This window comes from Streptomyces smaragdinus, from assembly GCF_009604385.1.
GTDB lineage: Bacteria > Actinomycetota > Actinomycetes > Streptomycetales > Streptomycetaceae > Streptomyces > Streptomyces smaragdinus.
This window is the reverse complement of record NZ_WEGJ01000071.1, coordinates 1-17,376: the sequence shown is the minus strand read 5'-3', so window position 1 is coordinate 17,376 and position 17,376 is coordinate 1. Positions and strand designations below refer to the sequence as shown.

At 74.2% G+C, this 17,376-nt stretch carries 14 protein-coding genes and 1 pseudogene; 4 read left to right on the top strand and 11 right to left on the bottom strand.

What is annotated here, in order from left to right; all coding sequences use genetic code 11:
- The 5 genes and pseudogenes from SRB5_RS35000 to purN all read right to left on the bottom strand — a co-directional run.
- Positions 1 to 350 (bottom strand): annotated as a pseudogene (locus SRB5_RS35000) (hypothetical protein); the annotation flags it as partial.
- A gap of 85 nt (positions 351 to 435) precedes the next feature.
- On the bottom strand, positions 436 to 825 hold the full coding sequence (locus tag SRB5_RS34995) for a DUF3017 domain-containing protein (RefSeq protein ID WP_153457777.1): 390 nt from the start codon (positions 823 to 825) through the stop codon (positions 436 to 438).
- Entirely contained in the window at positions 822 to 1,676 is an 855-nt protein-coding gene (locus tag SRB5_RS34990) for a bifunctional methylenetetrahydrofolate dehydrogenase/methenyltetrahydrofolate cyclohydrolase (RefSeq protein WP_153457774.1), read from the bottom strand. The genes SRB5_RS34995 and SRB5_RS34990 overlap by 4 nt, the downstream gene beginning before the upstream one ends.
- A 126-nt stretch (positions 1,677 to 1,802) precedes the next feature.
- The gene (gene purH, locus SRB5_RS34985) at positions 1,803 to 3,362 is read right to left on the bottom strand and encodes a bifunctional phosphoribosylaminoimidazolecarboxamide formyltransferase/IMP cyclohydrolase (RefSeq protein ID WP_323379011.1); all 1,560 of its coding nucleotides are present in this window, start codon (positions 3,360 to 3,362) and stop codon (positions 1,803 to 1,805) included.
- Positions 3,359 to 4,027, bottom strand: coding sequence for a phosphoribosylglycinamide formyltransferase (purN, locus tag SRB5_RS34980; RefSeq protein ID WP_323379010.1), 669 nt, complete (start codon positions 4,025 to 4,027; stop codon positions 3,359 to 3,361). Before purN ends, purH begins: the two co-directional genes overlap by 4 nt.
- Positions 4,028 to 4,307: 280 nt before the next feature.
- On the opposite strand from purN, the gene SRB5_RS34975 reads away from it, so the two are divergent.
- Complete coding sequence (locus tag SRB5_RS34975) at positions 4,308 to 5,258, top strand: hypothetical protein (RefSeq protein WP_153457771.1); 951 nt, start codon at positions 4,308 to 4,310, stop codon at positions 5,256 to 5,258.
- A 3-nt stretch (positions 5,259 to 5,261) separates the two neighbouring features.
- Here SRB5_RS34975 and SRB5_RS34970 read toward each other — a convergent pair whose 3' ends face one another.
- Complete coding sequence (locus SRB5_RS34970; RefSeq protein WP_153457769.1) at positions 5,262 to 6,677, bottom strand: cell division protein PerM; 1,416 nt, start codon at positions 6,675 to 6,677, stop codon at positions 5,262 to 5,264.
- A 219-nt stretch (positions 6,678 to 6,896) separates the two neighbouring features.
- On the opposite strand from SRB5_RS34970, the gene SRB5_RS34965 reads away from it, so the two are divergent.
- Positions 6,897 to 7,820, top strand: a complete 924-nt coding sequence (locus tag SRB5_RS34965; protein WP_153457767.1) for a SigE family RNA polymerase sigma factor — start codon at positions 6,897 to 6,899, stop codon at positions 7,818 to 7,820.
- Positions 7,821 to 7,880: 60 nt separating this feature from the next.
- Here the strand turns inward: SRB5_RS34965 and sucD are convergent, their stop codons facing one another.
- Positions 7,881 to 8,765, bottom strand: a complete 885-nt coding sequence (gene sucD, locus SRB5_RS34960) for a succinate--CoA ligase subunit alpha (protein WP_153457766.1) — start codon at positions 8,763 to 8,765, stop codon at positions 7,881 to 7,883.
- Between the two features lie 15 nt (positions 8,766 to 8,780).
- Positions 8,781 to 9,959 carry an ADP-forming succinate--CoA ligase subunit beta gene (gene sucC / locus SRB5_RS34955; protein WP_323379009.1) on the bottom strand — a complete coding sequence of 393 codons (1,179 nt, stop codon included), beginning with the start codon at positions 9,957 to 9,959 and terminating at the stop codon, positions 8,781 to 8,783.
- Between the two features lie 177 nt (positions 9,960 to 10,136).
- Between sucC and SRB5_RS34950 the strand changes: the two genes are divergently transcribed.
- Entirely contained in the window at positions 10,137 to 10,904 is a 768-nt protein-coding gene (locus SRB5_RS34950; RefSeq protein WP_153457762.1) for a hypothetical protein, read from the top strand.
- Positions 10,905 to 10,907: 3 nt separating this feature from the next.
- Here SRB5_RS34950 and SRB5_RS34945 read toward each other — a convergent pair whose 3' ends face one another.
- The 3 genes from SRB5_RS34945 to SRB5_RS34935 are packed head-to-tail and all read right to left on the bottom strand — an operon-like array spanning position 10,908 to position 15,620.
- Complete coding sequence (locus tag SRB5_RS34945; protein WP_153457760.1) at positions 10,908 to 12,038, bottom strand: VWA domain-containing protein; 1,131 nt, start codon at positions 12,036 to 12,038, stop codon at positions 10,908 to 10,910.
- On the bottom strand, positions 12,035 to 14,419 hold the full coding sequence (locus SRB5_RS34940) for a DUF5682 family protein (RefSeq protein ID WP_228390681.1): 2,385 nt from the start codon (positions 14,417 to 14,419) through the stop codon (positions 12,035 to 12,037). Before SRB5_RS34940 ends, SRB5_RS34945 begins: the two co-directional genes overlap by 4 nt.
- Before the next feature lie 58 nt (positions 14,420 to 14,477).
- Positions 14,478 to 15,620, bottom strand: coding sequence for an ATP-binding protein (locus SRB5_RS34935; protein WP_228390680.1), 1,143 nt, complete (start codon positions 15,618 to 15,620; stop codon positions 14,478 to 14,480).
- Between the two features lie 204 nt (positions 15,621 to 15,824).
- Between SRB5_RS34935 and SRB5_RS34930 the strand changes: the two genes are divergently transcribed.
- Positions 15,825 to 17,177, top strand: a complete 1,353-nt coding sequence (locus tag SRB5_RS34930; protein WP_153457758.1) for an SWIM zinc finger family protein — start codon at positions 15,825 to 15,827, stop codon at positions 17,175 to 17,177.
- Positions 17,178 to 17,376: the final 199 nt, after the last annotated feature.

Genomic DNA, 17,376 nt, shown 5'->3' with positions numbered 1-17,376 from the left:
GCGGACGCTGCACGCGCTGCCGGCGGCCCGGCTGCGGGAGCTGCTGGGGCGGTGATCGGCTCGACGGCCGGCGCAAGAGGGACCGTGAGGGGGTCGGCGGCCGGCGCGAGGGGAACGGTGAGCGGGTCGGCGGGTTTGACGAGGCTGGGCGGCGGCGCGTCCTCCCGTACCGGGGGAGTGTCCTCCCGTACGAACAGCTCGTCCTCCGCCACCGGCACCGTGTCCTCCGGCTCCGGGACGTCGTCCTCCGGCGCCGCGTCCATCGGCGGTGGCGGCCCGAACCCACCGGGCGCGTCCGTGAACTCCCGTACCGGCGCGTCCGTTTCCTCCGGCAGATCCTGGCCCGGCATCGTTCCCCCCAGCTCCCGTCGGACTCCTGTTCCTCCAGACGGTCTTCCCCGGGGCGGCAGTTCCCGACCCCGGGGAAGAGCGGCGTCAGAGCGTGGAATGCAGGATCGAGGTGAGGAACGGGATCTCGATGCCGTCCGGCTGGGCCGCCAGCGCCAGCAGCGCGATCGACACCCCCAGTACGGCGTACGTCACGATGTCCGTGAACCGGGTCCGTACCGCCAGCATCCCGACGCGCGGCAGCGTCCCGCGCAGCACACCGCCCAGCAGTATGGCCCCGGCGAGGACCAGACAGCCGACCCGGAAGTGGTCCGCCGCCACGATCCCCAGCCCGATGGCCGCGACGCCCAGGACCAGGAGTATCGGCCACTGACGCGCGGGCGCCGGCGCCGTACCGTCGGCGAGCCGGCGGCCGCCCTCCGGAGTGGCCGTGTCCACCGTCACATCGGGGTGGCGCCCGCTCGAGGCGTCGTTCATACCGCCGCCTTCTCGGCCGCCTCCACCACGTTGTGGATCAGCATCGCGCGGGTCATCGGACCCACCCCGCCGGGGTTGGGCGACAGCCAGCCCGCGACCTCCGCCACCCCGGGGTGCACGTCACCGCTGATCTTGCCGTCCGCGCCCCGCGAGACACCGACGTCGAGCACCGCCGCGCCGGGCTTCACGTCCTCCGGCTTGACCAGGTGCGGCACGCCCGCGGCGGCCACGATGATGTCGGCCTGGCGCAGCTGGGCGGCCAGATCACGGGTGCCGGTGTGGCACTGCGTCACCGTCGCGTTCTCGGACCTGCGGGTGAGCAGCAGCGGCATGGAGCGCCCGATGGTCACCCCGCGCCCGACCACGACCACGTGCGCCCCGTTGATCTCGACGCCGTGCTGCCGCAGCAGCCGGATCACGCCGTTCGGGGTGCAGGGCAGGGGGGCGGGCTCGTTCAGCACGAGCTTGCCCAGGTTCATCGGGTGCAGACCGTCGGCGTCCTTGGCCGGGTCCATCAGCTCCAGCACCCGGTTCTCGTCGATGCCCTTGGGCAGCGGCAGCTGGACGATGTAACCGGTGCACGCCGGGTCGTCGTTCAGCTCGCGGACGACCGCCTCGATCTCCTCCTGCGTGGCCGTGGCGGGCAGCTCGCGCTGGATGGAGGCGATGCCGACCTCGGCGCAGTCACGGTGCTTCCCGGCGACGTACTTGCGGCTGCCGACGTCGTCCCCGACGAGGATCGTGCCGAGGCCGGGCGTGATGCCGCGGTCCTTCAGCGCCTGGACGCGAGTGGCGAGCTCGGACTTGATCGCGGCTGCGGTGGCCTTGCCGTCGAGAATCTGGGCGGTCATGGCTCCATCCTCCCGGATGGGGTGACCAGGACACCAATCGGGTGCGGTGAACGCCGGACGCTTTCGGCCGCCGCGCACGACGGCGCCGCCCCCGCGGGGACGGCGCCGTTGTTCACTCAGTGACGGTCAGTGGAAGAAGTGCCGCGCACCCGTGAGGTACATCGTCACGCCGGCCTTCTTCGCCGCCTCGACGACCAGCTCGTCACGGATCGAACCGCCCGGCTGCACCACGGCCTTGATCCCGGCCTCCAGCAGCACCTCGAGCCCGTCGGGGAACGGGAAGAACGCGTCGGACGCAGCGTACGAACCGGCCGCCCGCTCCTCCCCCGCCCGCTGCACGGCGAGCTTGGCCGAGTCGACGCGGTTGACCTGCCCCATGCCGACGCCGACGGTGGCGCCGTCCTTGGCCAGCAGGATGGCGTTGGACTTCACGGCCCGGCAGGCCCGCCAGGCGAACGCGAGGTCGGCGAGCTGCCCGGCGGACAGGGCCTCACCGGTGGCGAGGGTCCAGTTCGCGGGATCGTCGCCTTCCGCCTGGAAGACATCCCGGTCCTGGACGAGCAGCCCGCCCTCGATCGGCCGCAGCTCCTTGGCGGCGGCGGGACCGTCGCCGGGGCAGTGCAGCACCCGGATGTTCTTCTTCCTGGTCAGCACCTCCAGGGCGCCGTCCTCGAAGCCCGGGGCCACGATGACCTCGGTGAAGATCTCCGCGACCTGCTCGGCCATCTCCTTCGACACCGGCCGGTTGACCGCGATCACCCCGCCGTACGCCGACACCGGGTCACAGGCGTGCGCTTTGCGGTGCGCGTCGGCGACGTCCGTGCCGACGGCGATGCCGCACGGATTGGCGTGCTTGATGATCGCGACACAGGGCCCGTCGTGGTCGTACGCGGCGCGGCGGGCCGCCTCGGTGTCGACGTAGTTGTTGTACGACATCTCCTTGCCGTGCAGCTGCTCGGCGCCCGGCAGCCCGGTGCCGCTGCCGTCGGAGTACAGGGCGGCCGACTGGTGCGGGTTCTCGCCGTAGCGCAGGGCGGCCTGGCGGGTGAACGTGGCGCCGAAGAAGTCCTCGTCGCCGTCCGTGTAGCCGGAGGAGGCGAACCAGTTGGCGACCGCCACGTCGTACGCGGCGGTGTGCTGGAACGCCTCGGACGCCAGGCGCTTGCGCTGGTCCAGGTCGAAGCCGCCGGCGGCGACGGCCGTCAGCACGTCGGCGTAGCGCGACGGGTTCACGACGACCGCGACCGACGGGTGGTTCTTGGCGGCGGCGCGGACCATCGACGGGCCGCCGATGTCGATCTGCTCGACGCACTCGTCGGGCGAGGCGCCCGAGGCGACGGTGGCCTCGAAGGGGTAGAGGTTGACGACGACGAGCTCGAACGGCTCGACGTCCAGCTCCGCCAGCTGCTTGCGGTGGTCCTCGAGCCGCAGGTCGGCGAGGATCCCGGCGTGCACGCGCGGGTGGAGGGTCTTGACCCGGCCGTCCAGGCACTCGGGGAAGCCCGTGAGCTCCTCGACCCTGGTGACGGGTACGCCGGCGGCGGCGATCCGGCCCGCCGTGGAGCCGGTGGAGACGATGCTCACACCGGCCTCGTGCAGGCCGCGGGCCAGCTCGTCCAGGCCGGTCTTGTCGTAGACGCTGATGAGCGCGCGGCGTACCGGGCGCTGGGAACCTTCGGCGGTCACGGGGTGAGAACCTTTCGTCCCTCGATGCGGTAGCCGTCGCGGGCGAGGCGGCCCACGACGTCGACGAGCAGGCGTCGCTCGACTTCCTTGATGCGCTCGTGGAGCGCTTCCTCGGTGTCGTCCGGAAGGATCTCGACCACGCCCTGGGCGATGATCGGACCCGTGTCGACGCCGTCGTCGACGAAGTGGACGGTGCAGCCCGTCACCTTCACACCGTGCGCGAGCGCGTCGCGTACGCCGTGGGCGCCGGGAAAACTGGGGAGCAGGGCGGGGTGGGTGTTGACCAGCCGGCCGCCGAAGCGGGCCAGGAACTCCTTGCCCACGATCTTCATGAACCCGGCGGAGACCACCAGGTCCGGCTCGTACGCGGCGACCGCCTCCGCCAGCGCGCGGTCCCACGCGTCGCGGGTGGCGTGGTCCCCGACCCGTACGACGAACGTCGGCAGCCCGGCCTTCTCCGCGCGCTCCAGGCCCGCGATGCCCGTACGGTCGGCGCCGACCGCGACGATCCGGGCGCCGTAGCCCCCGGGATCGGCGGCGATGGCGTCGAGGAGCGCCTGGAGGTTCGTACCGGAGCCCGACACGAGGACGACGAGCCGGGCGGGCCCGCCGGACGCGGCCGGCTGGTCCTGCTGGCGGGGCGTGGGGGACTGCTGGGGGGCCACGGCGGAACTTTCTGCGGGACCGGGCGGTTGTCGGGTCGTACGAACGCGGGGGACCATGTTTTCCATGGGTCCCTACGAGCGGGCGGCCGTGGGCAACGATACCCGCACGGGTAGGGGGCTCCGGACGACCGCCGGTGAGGTGCTGCCCACAGCTTGTCCTGGTGGGAGCACCTGTTCCCGTCTCACCCGTCCCTCCGGGGGGCCTGTCGGCCTCCCGGCCCGTCCGTCGGGGTAGCGTCTGTAGGACGGACATCGACCCCGGAGAGAAGACGCCCGCCACATGCAGCCTCAGCCGTCCCTGTCCCATCCGCTCTACGCGCAGAGCTTCCCCACGGCCGACGCCGGTCCGGTGCCGGTGTTCGGAGGGGTGAGGCTGCTGCGCGAGTCCTCGGACCAGGAGCCTTCGGGTGACGGGTCCGGCTCCGGTTCCGGCGGGCGGCGGACCGCGCCGGAGGAGCGGCCTTCGGGCTCTGATTCCGGCTCGGGCTCGGGCTCGGGTGAGGGGCAGCCGGTGTGGGGCAGTCAGTGGTCGCGGCGGCAGCCGCCGCGGCGGCAGGGGGCTTGGGGAGGGTCTTCCGGCTCCTCGGGTGCCTCCGATTCCTCCGGCTCCTCCGACTCCGGTTCCGGTGACCGTGGCCGGAGCGCGTGGGGTTCGCAGGGGGCCCAGGGATCTCAGGGGCCGCAGGGGTCGCAGGGCGGTGGGCAGTCGCCGTTCGGTGCGCCGCCCGAGCGGCGGACCGAGGCCGGGGGGCCCGGTGGACTGCGGTGGGATCCGACCGACCCGAACCAGCGGCGGGCGCGGTACGCGCTGCTCTCCGGGATGTGGGCGGTCTTCTTCACCATCTTCCAGCTGTGGCCGGTCTCCCTGCTGCTGGGCGTGCTCGCCCTGTACTGGGGGATCTCCTCGCTGCGCGGCAAGGCCAAGCGGCCGGCGGACACCGCGGCGGCTTCCGGCGCCGATTCCGCCGAGGGCGGCCGGCAGCCCGCCACGGACGCCTTCGGGCGGCCCGTGCCGCAGCAGCCCGCCGGGGCGAAGCCGCAGACGCGGACGGCGGTCGTCGGGGTCATCGCGGGCGGGGTGGCGGTGGCGGTCGTGGCGATGATGCTCGGGGTGCAGTTCGCGTACCGGGACTACTTCACCTGCCGGGACGACGCGCTGACGCAGGCGTCGGAGGACGCGTGCCTGGACAAGCTGCCGAAGCCGCTGCGGGACGTCTTCGGGGAGATGTAGCCGTCAGTCCTTCGCGGCCGCGGTGTCATCTTCCTTCTCCGCGTCCCCGTCCTCGTCGTCGATGTCCGCCGCGATCGCGGAGCGCGGCTCCCACAGCGCCCAGCGGTCCTGTACGGCCCAGGTCCACGCCCCCGGCACCGGCTCCGCGTCGCGCAGCCGCAGCCGGCGGCCGGTCAGCGCGGCCGGTACGCCGAGGGCCAGCGTCCACGCCAGCGCCGCGCCGCCGGTGCGCCACCACACGGGGCCGAACTCCGCGAGGGTGTGCCGCCCCATGGGCCCGCCCGCCAGCCACGCCAGCGCCGTCAGCGCGACGCCCGTCCCGACGGCGGCCAGCGCGGCGGTGCCGAGGGTGACCGGCCAGCTCCAGCAGAGCTCGCGCGAGCCCCGGACCGGGACGGCGGCCCGGGCCGTCACCCGGGCCACCGCGAGCGCGGCGGCCACCGGGACGAGGGCGACGCACCAGGTCAGCGGTGATCCGGGGCCCTCGGCGGGGAGGGCGGCGAGGAGGGGGAAGGACGGCAGCTGGGGGTAGCCGGCGGCGCCCAGGGGTGCGACGGCGCTGCCCACGCCGACGGTGAACCCCGGCCCCAGGCCGTACGCCGCGGCCCAGATCGCGGCGTTCGGGAGCAGGGCGACGGCGAGCAGCAGCACCGAGAAGCGCCCAGAGACCGCCGACGTCAGCTGGACGAACGACTCCTGCGCCGCCCCCGCGTGCACCGCCAGCGCCCCCAGCGTCAGCAGCAGCCCGCCGCCCAGCAGCACGGCGACCCCGGTGGCCGCGGCCTTCAGCGCACCCTCCGCCCACGGCGCCAGGGGCTGCGCCTGTGCCTCCCGGCGGGGCAGCAGCGCGGCCGGGGTGCCGGCGGCGGCCCAGACGGCGGCGGCCACGCACAGGAGCACGGTGAGGGGCAGCTGCAGCAGGGTGGCGGGAACCGAGGCCCGCAGGGTGCCGCCGCCGTACGCGGCGTAGCCGGTGGCGGCCGCCGCCGGGAGCAGATAGCCGCAGGCCACCCACCCCGCGGTGGTGAGCGGCGCGGTGCCCTCCCGCGGCTCGGCGCCGCCCGGGGCGAGGAGGTCGCGGGTCGAGCGGACGATCAGGTACACCGGCATGGCGGACAGCAGCAGGGGCGTCAGTCCGACCGGCGCCCACGCCCCGGCGGCGGCGTCGGTGCGTACCAGGTCGGCGCCGTGCGCCAGCAGCCACAGGTCCGCGACGACCTGCAGCGCCCCGCCCGGACCGCGGTCCGGGTAGGGCGAGGTGATCCACAGCAGCAGCACCAGGACGGCGAGGAACCCGAGCCCCAGCCCCGCGGCGGTGGCCCCGGCGGCCAGGGCCTGGAGGGGGGTGACCGGGCGGCGGCGGCCGGCCGCGCGGAGGTCGGCGGACAACCAGGGGCCGTGCTCGGTCAATTGGCTCACGGCCTACATCCTCCCAGAAACACCTGTTTCGCCCGGGCAGCGGGCGAATGCCGGAAGTGTCATGGATGATCAGATCATGCGGCTATTCATATCGTGGTCCGGTCCGGTGTCGTCTCGTCTCCTGGGGCTCGTATGAAGCGCCCGGGCAGGAGGAGGACGAGGCCGGGGGCTACGAGGAAGACGGCGAAGAAAGTGGCCGCCGGGGCGGGGCCGGGAGCCGTGCGGAAGGCCGCTGGGCCGGAGCCGGTGACCGCGAGGAAGGTCGCCGGACCCGAGCCGCAGGCCGTGAAGGAGCCGGTGACCGCCGGGAAGGCGGCCGAGCCCGAGCCGCAGGCCGCGAGGGAGGCGACCGAGCCCGAGCCGCAGGCCGTGAAGGAGCCGGCCGGACCCGAGCCCGGCGTGACGAAGGAGGCCGTGGCCGCCGGGGCCGCGTTCGACGCGCTGTACGCGCGGGCCGCCCCGGAGCTGACCCGCCAGACGTATCTGCTGACCGGCGACCACTCCCGCGCCCGGGACGCCGTCGAGCACGCCTTCCACGCCGCGTGGGAGCGGTGGCCGGACGTCGCCCGGGACCGTGATCCGGCGGGCTGGGTGCGGGCCGTGGCGTACGATCTGGCCCTCTGCCCCTGGCGCCGGCTGCGCGCCCGGATCCGCTGGCGCGACGCCGGCGAGCCGGCCGGCGACCCGGCGGACCGCGAGCTGCTGTCGGCGCTGCTGCGGCTCCCCGCCCCGTACCGCCGCGCGGTCCTGCTCTACGACGGGGCCGGTCTGGACCTCCCGGAGACCGCCGCGGAGCTGGAGGCCTCGACCCCGGCGACGGCCGGCCGCATCACCCACGCCCACGAGGCGCTGACCGAGGCCGTGCCGGAGCTGCGCGACCTGGACGAGACCTGCCGGGGCGAGCTCCTGCACGCACGCCTGCGCCGGCTGTCGGAGGCCCAGGACGTACGGGTCCTGCCGCCGGGCGCGGCCCGTGCACGCAGCGAGAGGCGGACGTCCGCCCTGCTGAAGGTCACGGTGGCGCTGGTGGCGGCGCTGATCGCGGGCGTGGTGATCACGACGTGGACGGAGCCGGACTACAACGCCGTCCGTACGATCGAACGCCCGCCGTGGGCGGAGCCGGTCTACCTCCCCGCGAGCTGACACGCGACAGGCGCCGGTCCCTCCGCGGAGGGACCGGCGCCTGATCGGGCGTTACGGGCGTCAGCCGGCCAGGATCTCGCGGGCCAGGCGCGCGGTCTCGGACGGCGTCTTGCCGACCTTCACGCCGGCGGCCTCGAGGGCCTCCTTCTTCGCCTGCGCGGTGCCGGACGAACCGGACACGATCGCACCGGCGTGACCCATCGTCTTGCCCTCGGGGGCGGTGAAGCCCGCGACGTAGCCGACGACCGGCTTGGTGACGTTGGCCTTGATGAAGTCGGCGGCCCGCTCCTCGGCGTCGCCGCCGATCTCACCGATCATCACGATCAGGTCGGTGTCGGGGTCGTCCTGGAACGCGGCCAGCGCGTCGATGTGCGTGGTGCCGATGACCGGGTCGCCACCGATGCCGACGGCGGACGAGAAGCCGATGTCGCGCAGCTCGTACATCATCTGGTACGTCAGCGTGCCGGACTTCGACACCAGGCCGATACGGCCCGGCTTGGTGATGTCGCCCGGGATGATGCCGGCGTTGGACTGGCCGGGGGTGATCAGGCCGGGGCAGTTCGGGCCGATGATGCGGGTCTTGTTGCCCTGTGCCACGGCGTACGCGTAGAACGCGGCCGTGTCGTGGACGGCGATGCCCTCGGTGATCACCACGGCGAGCGGGATCTCGGCGTCGATGGCCTCGACGGCCGCGGCCTTGGCGAAGGCCGGCGGGACGAAGAGCACGGACACGTCGGCGCCCGTCTTCTCCATGGCCTCCTTGACGGTCCCGAAGACGGGGACCTCGGTGCCGTCGAAGTCGACGGTGGTGCCGGCCTTGCGCGGGTTCACGCCGCCGACGATGTTGGTGCCGTCACCCAGCATCAGCCGGGTGTGCTTCATGCCCGTGGCACCGGTCATCCCCTGGACGATGACCTTGCTGTCCTTGGTGAGGAAGATAGCCATTGGTGTGCGCGTCCCTTACTTCGCAGCCGCGAGCTCGGCGGCCTTGTCGGCCGCGCCGTCCATGGTGTCCACCCGCTGGACCAGCGGGTGGTTGGCGTCGGACAGGATCTTGCGACCCAGCTCCGCGTTGTTGCCGTCGAGGCGCACGACCAGCGGCTTGGTGACCTCTTCGCCCTTGGACTTCAGGAGCTCCAGGGCCTGCACGATGCCGTTGGCGACCTCGTCGCAGGCGGTGATGCCGCCAAAGACGTTGACGAAGACGGACTTGACGTCCGGGTCGCCGAGGATGATCTCGAGGCCGTTGGCCATCACCTCGGCGGAGGCGCCGCCGCCGATGTCGAGGAAGTTCGCGGGCTTGACGCCGTTGTGGGCCTCACCGGCGTACGCGACGACGTCGAGGGTCGACATGACCAGACCCGCGCCGTTGCCGATGATGCCGACCTCGCCGTCGAGCTTGACGTAGTTGAGGTTCTTGGCCTTGGCGGCGGCCTCGAGGGGGTTGGCCGAGGCCTTGTCCTCGAGCGCCTCGTGCTCCGGCTGGCGGAAGTCGGCGTTCTCGTCCAGGGAGACCTTGCCGTCGAGGGCCAGGATGTCGCCGGACGCGACCTTCGCGAGCGGGTTGACCTCGACGAGGAGGGCGTCCTCGGCGACGAAGGTCGTCCACAGCGTCTGCAGGACGTCAGCGATCTTGTCGGCGACGTCGGCCGGGAACTTCGCGGCCTCGACGATCTCGCGCGCCTTCTCCGGCGTCACACCGTCGTTGGCGTCGACGGGGATCTTGGCGACCGCCTCGGGGCGCTTCTCCGCGACCTCCTCGATCTCCATGCCGCCCTCGACGGAGGCGATGCACAGGAAGGTGCGGTTGGTGCGGTCGAGGAGGAACGAGACGTAGTACTCGTCCGCGATCTCCGGGGCCAGCTCGGCGATCATCACCTTGTGGACCGTGTGGCCCTTGATGTCCATGCCGAGGATCTGGCCGGCCTTCTCGACGGCGTCGTCCGGGCTGTCGGTCAGCTTGACGCCGCCCGCCTTGCCTCGGCCGCCGACCTTCACCTGGGCCTTGACGACCGCACGGCCGCCGAGACGCTCGGTCACCTCACGTGCCGCTTCGGGCGTGTCGATGACTTCGCCGGCCAGAACCGGTACGCCATGCTTGGCGAAGAGGTCCCTCGCCTGGTACTCGAACAGATCCACGCGCGTCCGTCCCTTGTCAATCAGTCGTGTCGCGTTGTATGGCAGGGCCGCCTTGCACATTAGCCCTCTCCCCCAGGGTCTCCTAAATCCGGGCATGCGGCAGCGCGGTGAGAACGGTCACAGCGCGTTCATGGGTTGTCCGTGTGCGGTCACGGTTGTCCGGGTACGTTCGGCGCCATGAAACCTCGAAGATCCGTACTTGTCGCCCTGGTCCTGGCGGGCGCCGCCGCCCTGACCGTCACCGGCTGCTCCGACGATGCCGCCGCGCCCGGGGGCGGGGGGAAGCCGTCGGCGAGCGCCTCCCCGGCGAAGGCGAAGGCGTTCGACATCGAGCAGGTCCTCGCCGGGCGGTCGAAGGAGCCGTACTCCGCGTCGGTCGACGAGGAGAGCGAGGCCGACGACGAGCTCGTCCTGCTGTCCACCGGCTTCGCCAATCTGAGCACCGAAACACCGACCGGTGAGTGGACGACGGAGGTGAAGGGCAGGCCGGCGGATCCCCGCAAGCCGACGAAGCTGAAGGTGCGCGCGCTGGGGGACTCCGCGTACACCCTGACCCTGGCGTCCATCAGCGGGGGCGAGGACCGCTGGCGCCGCCAGAGCACCGCGGGCCTCGTCGTCCCGGGCAGCACCGCGACCGCGTACGCCGAGAAGCTGCTGTCCCTGGGCCCGTCGGCGCGCAAGGGCATGACGGAGAACGAGTTCGGCGAGGCACGCTACCGCCTGGCGGGGACGATCCCCGTCGCCGGGCTGAAGGATGTCGACCCCGAGACGTACGAACAGGTGAAGTCGGCCGTCGACGGCGTCCGCTGCGAGGTCCTGGTCGACGGGGAGGGCCGGGTCACCGATCTGCAGCGGTGGATCGAGGGCTCGACGGGCACGCTCCACGTGACGACGACCCTCTCGGACTTCGCCGCCCCGAAGCCGGTGGAGAAGCCCGACGCGTAGGCCTCACCCCTCGGGTATGGGCAGCGGCCGCCGCTCGACGGCGGCCGCCATCACCTCCGGGAACAGGTCCGGGGTGCAGGCGAACGCGGGGGCGCCGAGGGCGGCGAGGGCCGCCGCGTGGTCGTGGTCGTACGACGGGGCGCCCTCGTCGGAGAGGGCGAGCAGCGTGACGAACTGGACGCCCGAGGCCCGCATCGCCGCGACGCGGCTCAGCATCTCGCCGCGGATGCCGCCCTCGTGGAGGTCGCTGATCAGCACCACCACCGTGTCCGCCGGGCGGGTGACGCGCTCCTGGCAGTACGCCAGCGCCCGGTTGATGTCCGTACCGCCGCCGAGCCGGGTGCCGAACAGGACGTCGACGGGGTCGGTGAGCTGGTCGGTGAGGTCCACGACCGCCGTGTCGAACACGACGAGCCGCGTCGCGACCGACCGCATCGACGCCAGCACCGCGCCGAACACCGACGCGTAGACGACGGACGCCGCCATCGAGCCCGACTGGTCGATCGCCAGGATGACTTCCTTCTGCACGGAGCGGCCGGCCCGGCCGTAGCCGACGAGGCGTTCGGGCACGACCGTGCCGTACTCGGGGAGGTAGTGCTTCAGGTTGGCGCGGACGGTGCGGTCCCAGTCGATGTCGCGGTGGCGGGGGCGGCTGATGCGCGCCGAGCGGTCGAGGGCGCCGCCGACGACGGCCCGGGTGCGGGTCGCGAGGCGCTGCTCCAGGTCGTCGACGACCTTGCGGACGACGGCGCGGGCGGTCTCCCGGGTCGCGTCGGGCATGGCCCGGGCGAGGGAGAGCAGGGTGCCGACGAGATGGACGTCGGGCTCGACGGCCTCCAGCATCTCGGGCTCGAGCAGCAGCGTGGACAGGCCGAGGCGGTCGATGGCGTCGCGCTGCATGACCTGGACGACGGAGGCGGGGAAGTACGTACGGATGTCGCCGAGCCAGCGCGCGACCTGGGGGGCGGAGCCGCCGAGGCCGGCGCCCCGGGCGGAGCCGCGGGAGGCGGCGCCGCCGTAGAGGGCGGTGAGGGTCTGGTCCATGGCGGCGTCGCGGGTGTCGAGCCGGTGTCCGGTGCCGTCGGCCTGGTCGCCGCCGAGGACCAGGCGCCAGCGGCGGAGGGTGTCGGTCATCGTGCCTCCTCGGGGGCGGTCGCCGGTCCGTGCAGCAGCAGGTCGACGACGGGGCGGACGGCCGCCGCCCGGCCGGGGTCGGTGCCGGGGCCGAAGCCGGGCAGGGTGTCGTCCGGGGCGGGACCTCCGGGGGTGCCGGGGCCGCGGCGGACGAGCTCGCCGAGGGCGCGGCGGGCGGCGGGCTCGTAGTCGGCGAAGGTGCGGCGCAGGAGGGGCAGTACGTCGGTGAACGCCTCCTCGCCGACGGATCCGAGCCAGCCGTCGACGAGGGCGAGGAGCCGTTCGTCGTGGACGAGGAGCATGCCGCCGCCGGAGTCCCCGCCGAGGAAGCCCTCGATCCAGGCGGCGGCGTCGGCGGGCGCGACGGCGACCGACAGCGCGAGCCCCATCAGCCGCTCGGCCTCCCCGCCGTCGAGCCGCCCGTCGTCGAGCAACAGCCTTACGGCCCGGCCCCGGATCAGCCCGGGGAGGCCGTCGCGCCGGGTGATCCCGAACAGCGTGGCACCCCATCTGGCGCGCAGACCGGCGGCGGCGGACGGGGCGCTCGCCCCGCCGGCGGGCGCCGCCAGCAGGCCCACCGCCCGGTGGACCGCGTCCACGTGCCCCCGCATCTCGGCGGCGCCGTCCGGGTCGAGGCCGGCGCAGGCGGACGGGAGGCCCACGAAGATCCGGTCGGCCAGCCCGACGGCGACCCGCTCGAGCGACTCCCCCCGCGTGCCCCGCACATCGCCGTACCGGACGGCGCGGGCCAGCGCCGGCAGCGCCTGGGCGAGCCGGCCGACGTCGGTGTCGAGCGCCGCCCGGTCGGCGAGGCGGCGCATGACGACCGGCAGCGCGTCGCCGAGCCCCGCGAGCAGGCACCGCTCCGCCAGCACGGTCAGCTCCGCGAGCGCGGTGGCCGACACCGCCGCGGTCTCGGCCCTGGCCGTGGCCGCCGAGAGCACCGTCGTCCCCCAGACCGCGGCCTCCGCGACCCGTACGGACAGCTCCGGCTCCCAGCTCAGCCGCCAGGTCTCGCGGAACGTGCCCGTCGCCCCGCGGGAGGCGAGCGGCTCGCCCCACGGGACGTCGAGCAGCCGCAGCCGGTGGAGCAGCCGGCTGCGCGCGGCGTCGGTGTCCTTGCGCAGGTCGAGGGGGAGCTCCCGCTCCTGCGCCTCGGGCTTCAGCCGCAACGTCCGCTGGGCGCGGGCCAGATCACGCTGGAGCGGGACGGCGGGGGCGGACTCGGGCACCTCGCCGAGGACGTCGCCGACGACGAGCCGGTCCTCGATCAGGGCGAGGGGGATGTCCGACCCCTCGCACATCACCGCCCGTACGGCGTCCAGGGTCTCGGCGAGCCCCGGCCGGGGCCGGTCCCGCAGCGCGGCGAGGGTCGAGGCGAGCCGGACGGCCTCGATGACGTGGGCCGGGGAGACGGCGCGGTCTGCCGCCCGCAGCAGCCCGGCGACCTTCGTCATCCAGCGCTCGACGGGACGGTCCGGCGCCTCGAAGAGATGCGCGTACCAGCCGGGCGAGACGATCCCCGCGCCGTAACCGCTGCGGCGGGCGAGCCTGCGATGGGTCCACGGCACCCACGACAGCTCGGCCCTGACCTTGGGCAGCCCCTTGAGCAGCTGCCGGTCCGCCGTGACGGACGTCCTGGCCCGCAGCGCCGGTACGTGCCAGGCACCGCAGACGACGGCCACCCGGTCGCCGTGCTCACGGCGGGTGTCGCGCAGCCGCAGCCGCATCTGGGCCTCGCGGATGGCGTCCCGCTCGTGGCCCCCGTCGCCGTGGATGTCCCGCAGCACGCCCATGGCCTCACCCAGCGCGGTGAACGCGGCGAGCGGACCGTCGGCCCCCGGCCCGTCGGCCGCCCGGTGCTCGACGACGTCCTCCCACCACCGCTCCGGATCCTCGTACCCGGCGGCCTCCGCGAGCACCGCGAGGGGATCGATCCGCACGGCGTCGCCGCCGGGGTCGTCCTCCGGTCCCATCGCCAGCGTGTGCGCGGCGGGCAGGTCCATGAACCGCACCGGGACCCCCCGCCCCAGCGCCCAGCGGATCGCCACCCACTCGGGCGAGAAGTGGGCCAGCGGCCAGAACGACGCCCGCGCCGGCTCGTCGGCCACATGCGCCAGCAGCGCTACCGGCGGCCGCATCCCCGGATCGCCGGCGAGCCCGACGATCCCGTCCGCCTCGGGCGGCCCCTCGACCAGCACGGCCACCGGCTCGTACGCGTCCAAGGCGGCCCGCACCGCCCGCGCCGACCCGGGCCCGTGATGCCGCACCCCGAGCAGCAACGGCTCCCCCGCCCCACCGCCGGGGTCACCGCTCGCGTCCAGGACCAGGCTCCCCGCCCCACCGCGCACCACCGCCCCCACCGCACCCCGCCCGCTCATCCGGCACCCCCCGATTCCGAACCCCTGCCCGAGCGCCCCCTCTTACCCCCCGCACCCCTCATACGCCGGCCTCCCGGCACGCCCGGTAGAAGTCCTTCCACCCGTCCCGCTCCCGGACCACCGTCTCCAGATACTCCTGCCAGACCACCCGGTCCGACGCCGGATCCCGCACCACCGCCCCGAGGATCCCGGCCGCCACGTCCCCCGGGCGCAGCACCCCGTCCCCGAAGTGCGCGGCGAGCGCCAGCCCGCCGGTGACCACGGAGATCGCCTCGGCCGTGGAGAGCGTCCCCGACGGCGACTTGACCTTCGTCCGCCCGTCCTCCGTGATCCCGTCGCGCAGTTCACGGAAGACCGTCACCACCCGGCGGATCTCCGCGACGCCGTCCGCCGCGGCGGGCAGCCGCAGGGAGGCACCGATCTGCTCCACCCGCCGCGTCACGATGTCCACCTCCGCCTCCGCCGTCGCCGGCAGGGGCAGCACCACGGTGTTGAAGCGGCGGCGCAGGGCGCTGGACAGCTCGTTGACCCCCCGGTCGCGGTCGTTGGCCGTGGCGATCAGATTGAAGCCGCGGACCGCCTGCACCTCCTCCCCCAGCTCCGGGATCGGCAGGGTCTTCTCCGACAGGATCGTGATCAGCGTGTCCTGCACGTCGGCCGGTATCCGCGTCAGCTCCTCCACCCGGGCCGTCGCCCCGCCGGCCATCGCCCGCATCACCGGACTCGCCACCAGCGCCTCCCGGCTGGGCCCCCGCGACAGCAGCCGCGCGTAGTCCCACCCGTACCGGATCGCCTCCTCCGGCGTACCCGCCGTGCCCTGCACCAGCAGCGTCGAGTCCCCGCTGACCGCCGCCGCGAGATGCTCCGACAGCCAGGTCTTCGCCGTCCCCGGCACCCCGAGCAGCAGCAGCGCCCGGTCCGTGGCGAGGGTCGTCACCGCCACCTCGACGATCCGCCGCGGCCCCACGTATTTAGGGGTGATCACCGCGCCGTCGGACAGGGTGCCGCCCAGCAGATACGTCGCCACCGCCCACGGCGACAGCCGCCACCGCTCCGGCCGCGGCCGGTCGTCGCACGCCGCCAGCGCCGCCAGCTCGTCCGCGAACGTCACCTCGGCGTGCGGCCGCAGCACGGCATCGGAAGAAACGGTCTCCGAAGAAACGGTCCGCGGCCCGCCGGCGGCGATCGGTGCGGTCGTCATCAAGCTCCTCCTCGCGTGGTGTCCTCGCACACCAACTCGCACGAAGACGCATGGCTCGTGGAACACACCGGCCGCGACGCCCGCCGAACCGAACCCGGCGACCGGTGCGTTCTCCACAGTGCCGCACCCCACTGACAATCGCTGCCGTCCCAACGAACCCGCAGGTCAGCGCAATTGTCAGAGCCGCGCCCTAGCGTTGGAGCCATGACCGAGACCCAGCAGCGCTGGACGGGCGACCAGGTGCTCGCCCTCGCCACCGACACCGCCTCGCGGCAGGCCGCCGGACACCTCGCCGTGCCCGCGTCCTGGCGCGGGTGCGGGGCCGGGGCGGACAGCGTGTGGGGGCAGTACGAGGGCGGCGGGAGTTCGCCGTACCGAACGGCGGTGGACCTCACCGGGCCCGCGTACAGCTGCGGTTGCCCGAGCCGGAAGTCGCCGTGCAAGCACGCCCTCGCGCTGCTGCTGCTCTGGTCACGCGGCGAGGTCCCGGACGCCGCCGGGCCCGCGGACTGGGCCGGTGAGTGGCTGCGGGCCCGCCGCGAGCGCGCGGACCGTAAAAGAGGGGACAGTAAAAGAGGGGACGGTAAGAAAGAGGAGAGCAGCGCCGATCCGGAGGCGGCCCGGCGCCGCGCCGAGCAGCGGCTGCGCCGGATCGCCGCCGGGGCCACGGAGTTGGAGCAGCGGCTGGCGGACGTGCTGCGTGACGGGCTGGCGTCCGCCCCGGCGCGGGAGGTGTGGGAGGAGACGGCCGCGCGGATGGTGGACGCCCAGGCGCCCGGTCTGGCCGCCCGGGTCCGTGAGTTGGGCGCCCTGCCCGCCTCCGGACCGGGCTGGCCGTCGCGGTTCCTGTCCGAGCTCGCCCTGCTGCATCTGCTCGGCCGCGGCTTCCTGCGCCTGGCCGACCTGCCCGAGCCCCTGGCGGCGACGGTCCGCACCCGTGTCGGACTGACCCACGACACCGCCCGGTTACTGGCGGGGGGCACGGTGCGGGACAGCTGGCTGGTGCTGGCGCAGGACGACCAGGACGACGGCCGGCTGACGACCCGCCGGATCTGGCTGTACGGGCAGGAGAGCCGCCGGTTCGCCCTGCTCCTCTCGTACGGGGCGGCCGGCCGCGCCCCCGACCTCGCCCTCCCCACGGGCCTGGCCCAGGACGCCGGCCTCGCCTACTACCCCGGCGCCCACCCCCTGCGCGCGGCCCTCGGCGACCGGCACGCGGCCCCGGCGCCGGCGCCCGTCCCACCCGGTACGGACCTGGACGCGGCGATCCGCTCGTACGCGGAGGCGCTGCGCCTCGACCCCTGGCTGGACGCCGTCCCGGTGATCCTCGCCGGCGTGGTCCCGATACCCGGCTCCGGCGCCGACCCCTGGCAGCTCGCGACCCCGTCGACCGGCGACGCCCTGCCGCTGGACCCGCGCGCCACGGGCCTGTGGCAGCTGCTCGCGGTCTCCGGCGGCATCCCGCTGACGGTCTTCGGCGAGCTCGGCCACGAGGGCTTCCGCCCACTCACCACGTGGTCCGGCGAAACCCCGGTCCGGCTGCAGGCCGGGGGCTGACGCCACGCCCCGCCCCGCACGGCCGGGATCCGGACACCCGCCGCCGAAAGGAGGCACCGCGTGCTCCCGGAGGACCACGAGACCAGCGGCTGACACCGCAGCCCGCCAGACAGACCCGCCCAGCGAAGTGAGGTGACCCGTGAACACCCCGCCCCCGGCCACCGCGACCGGACCCGCCACCCCCGCCCCGGCCGATCCC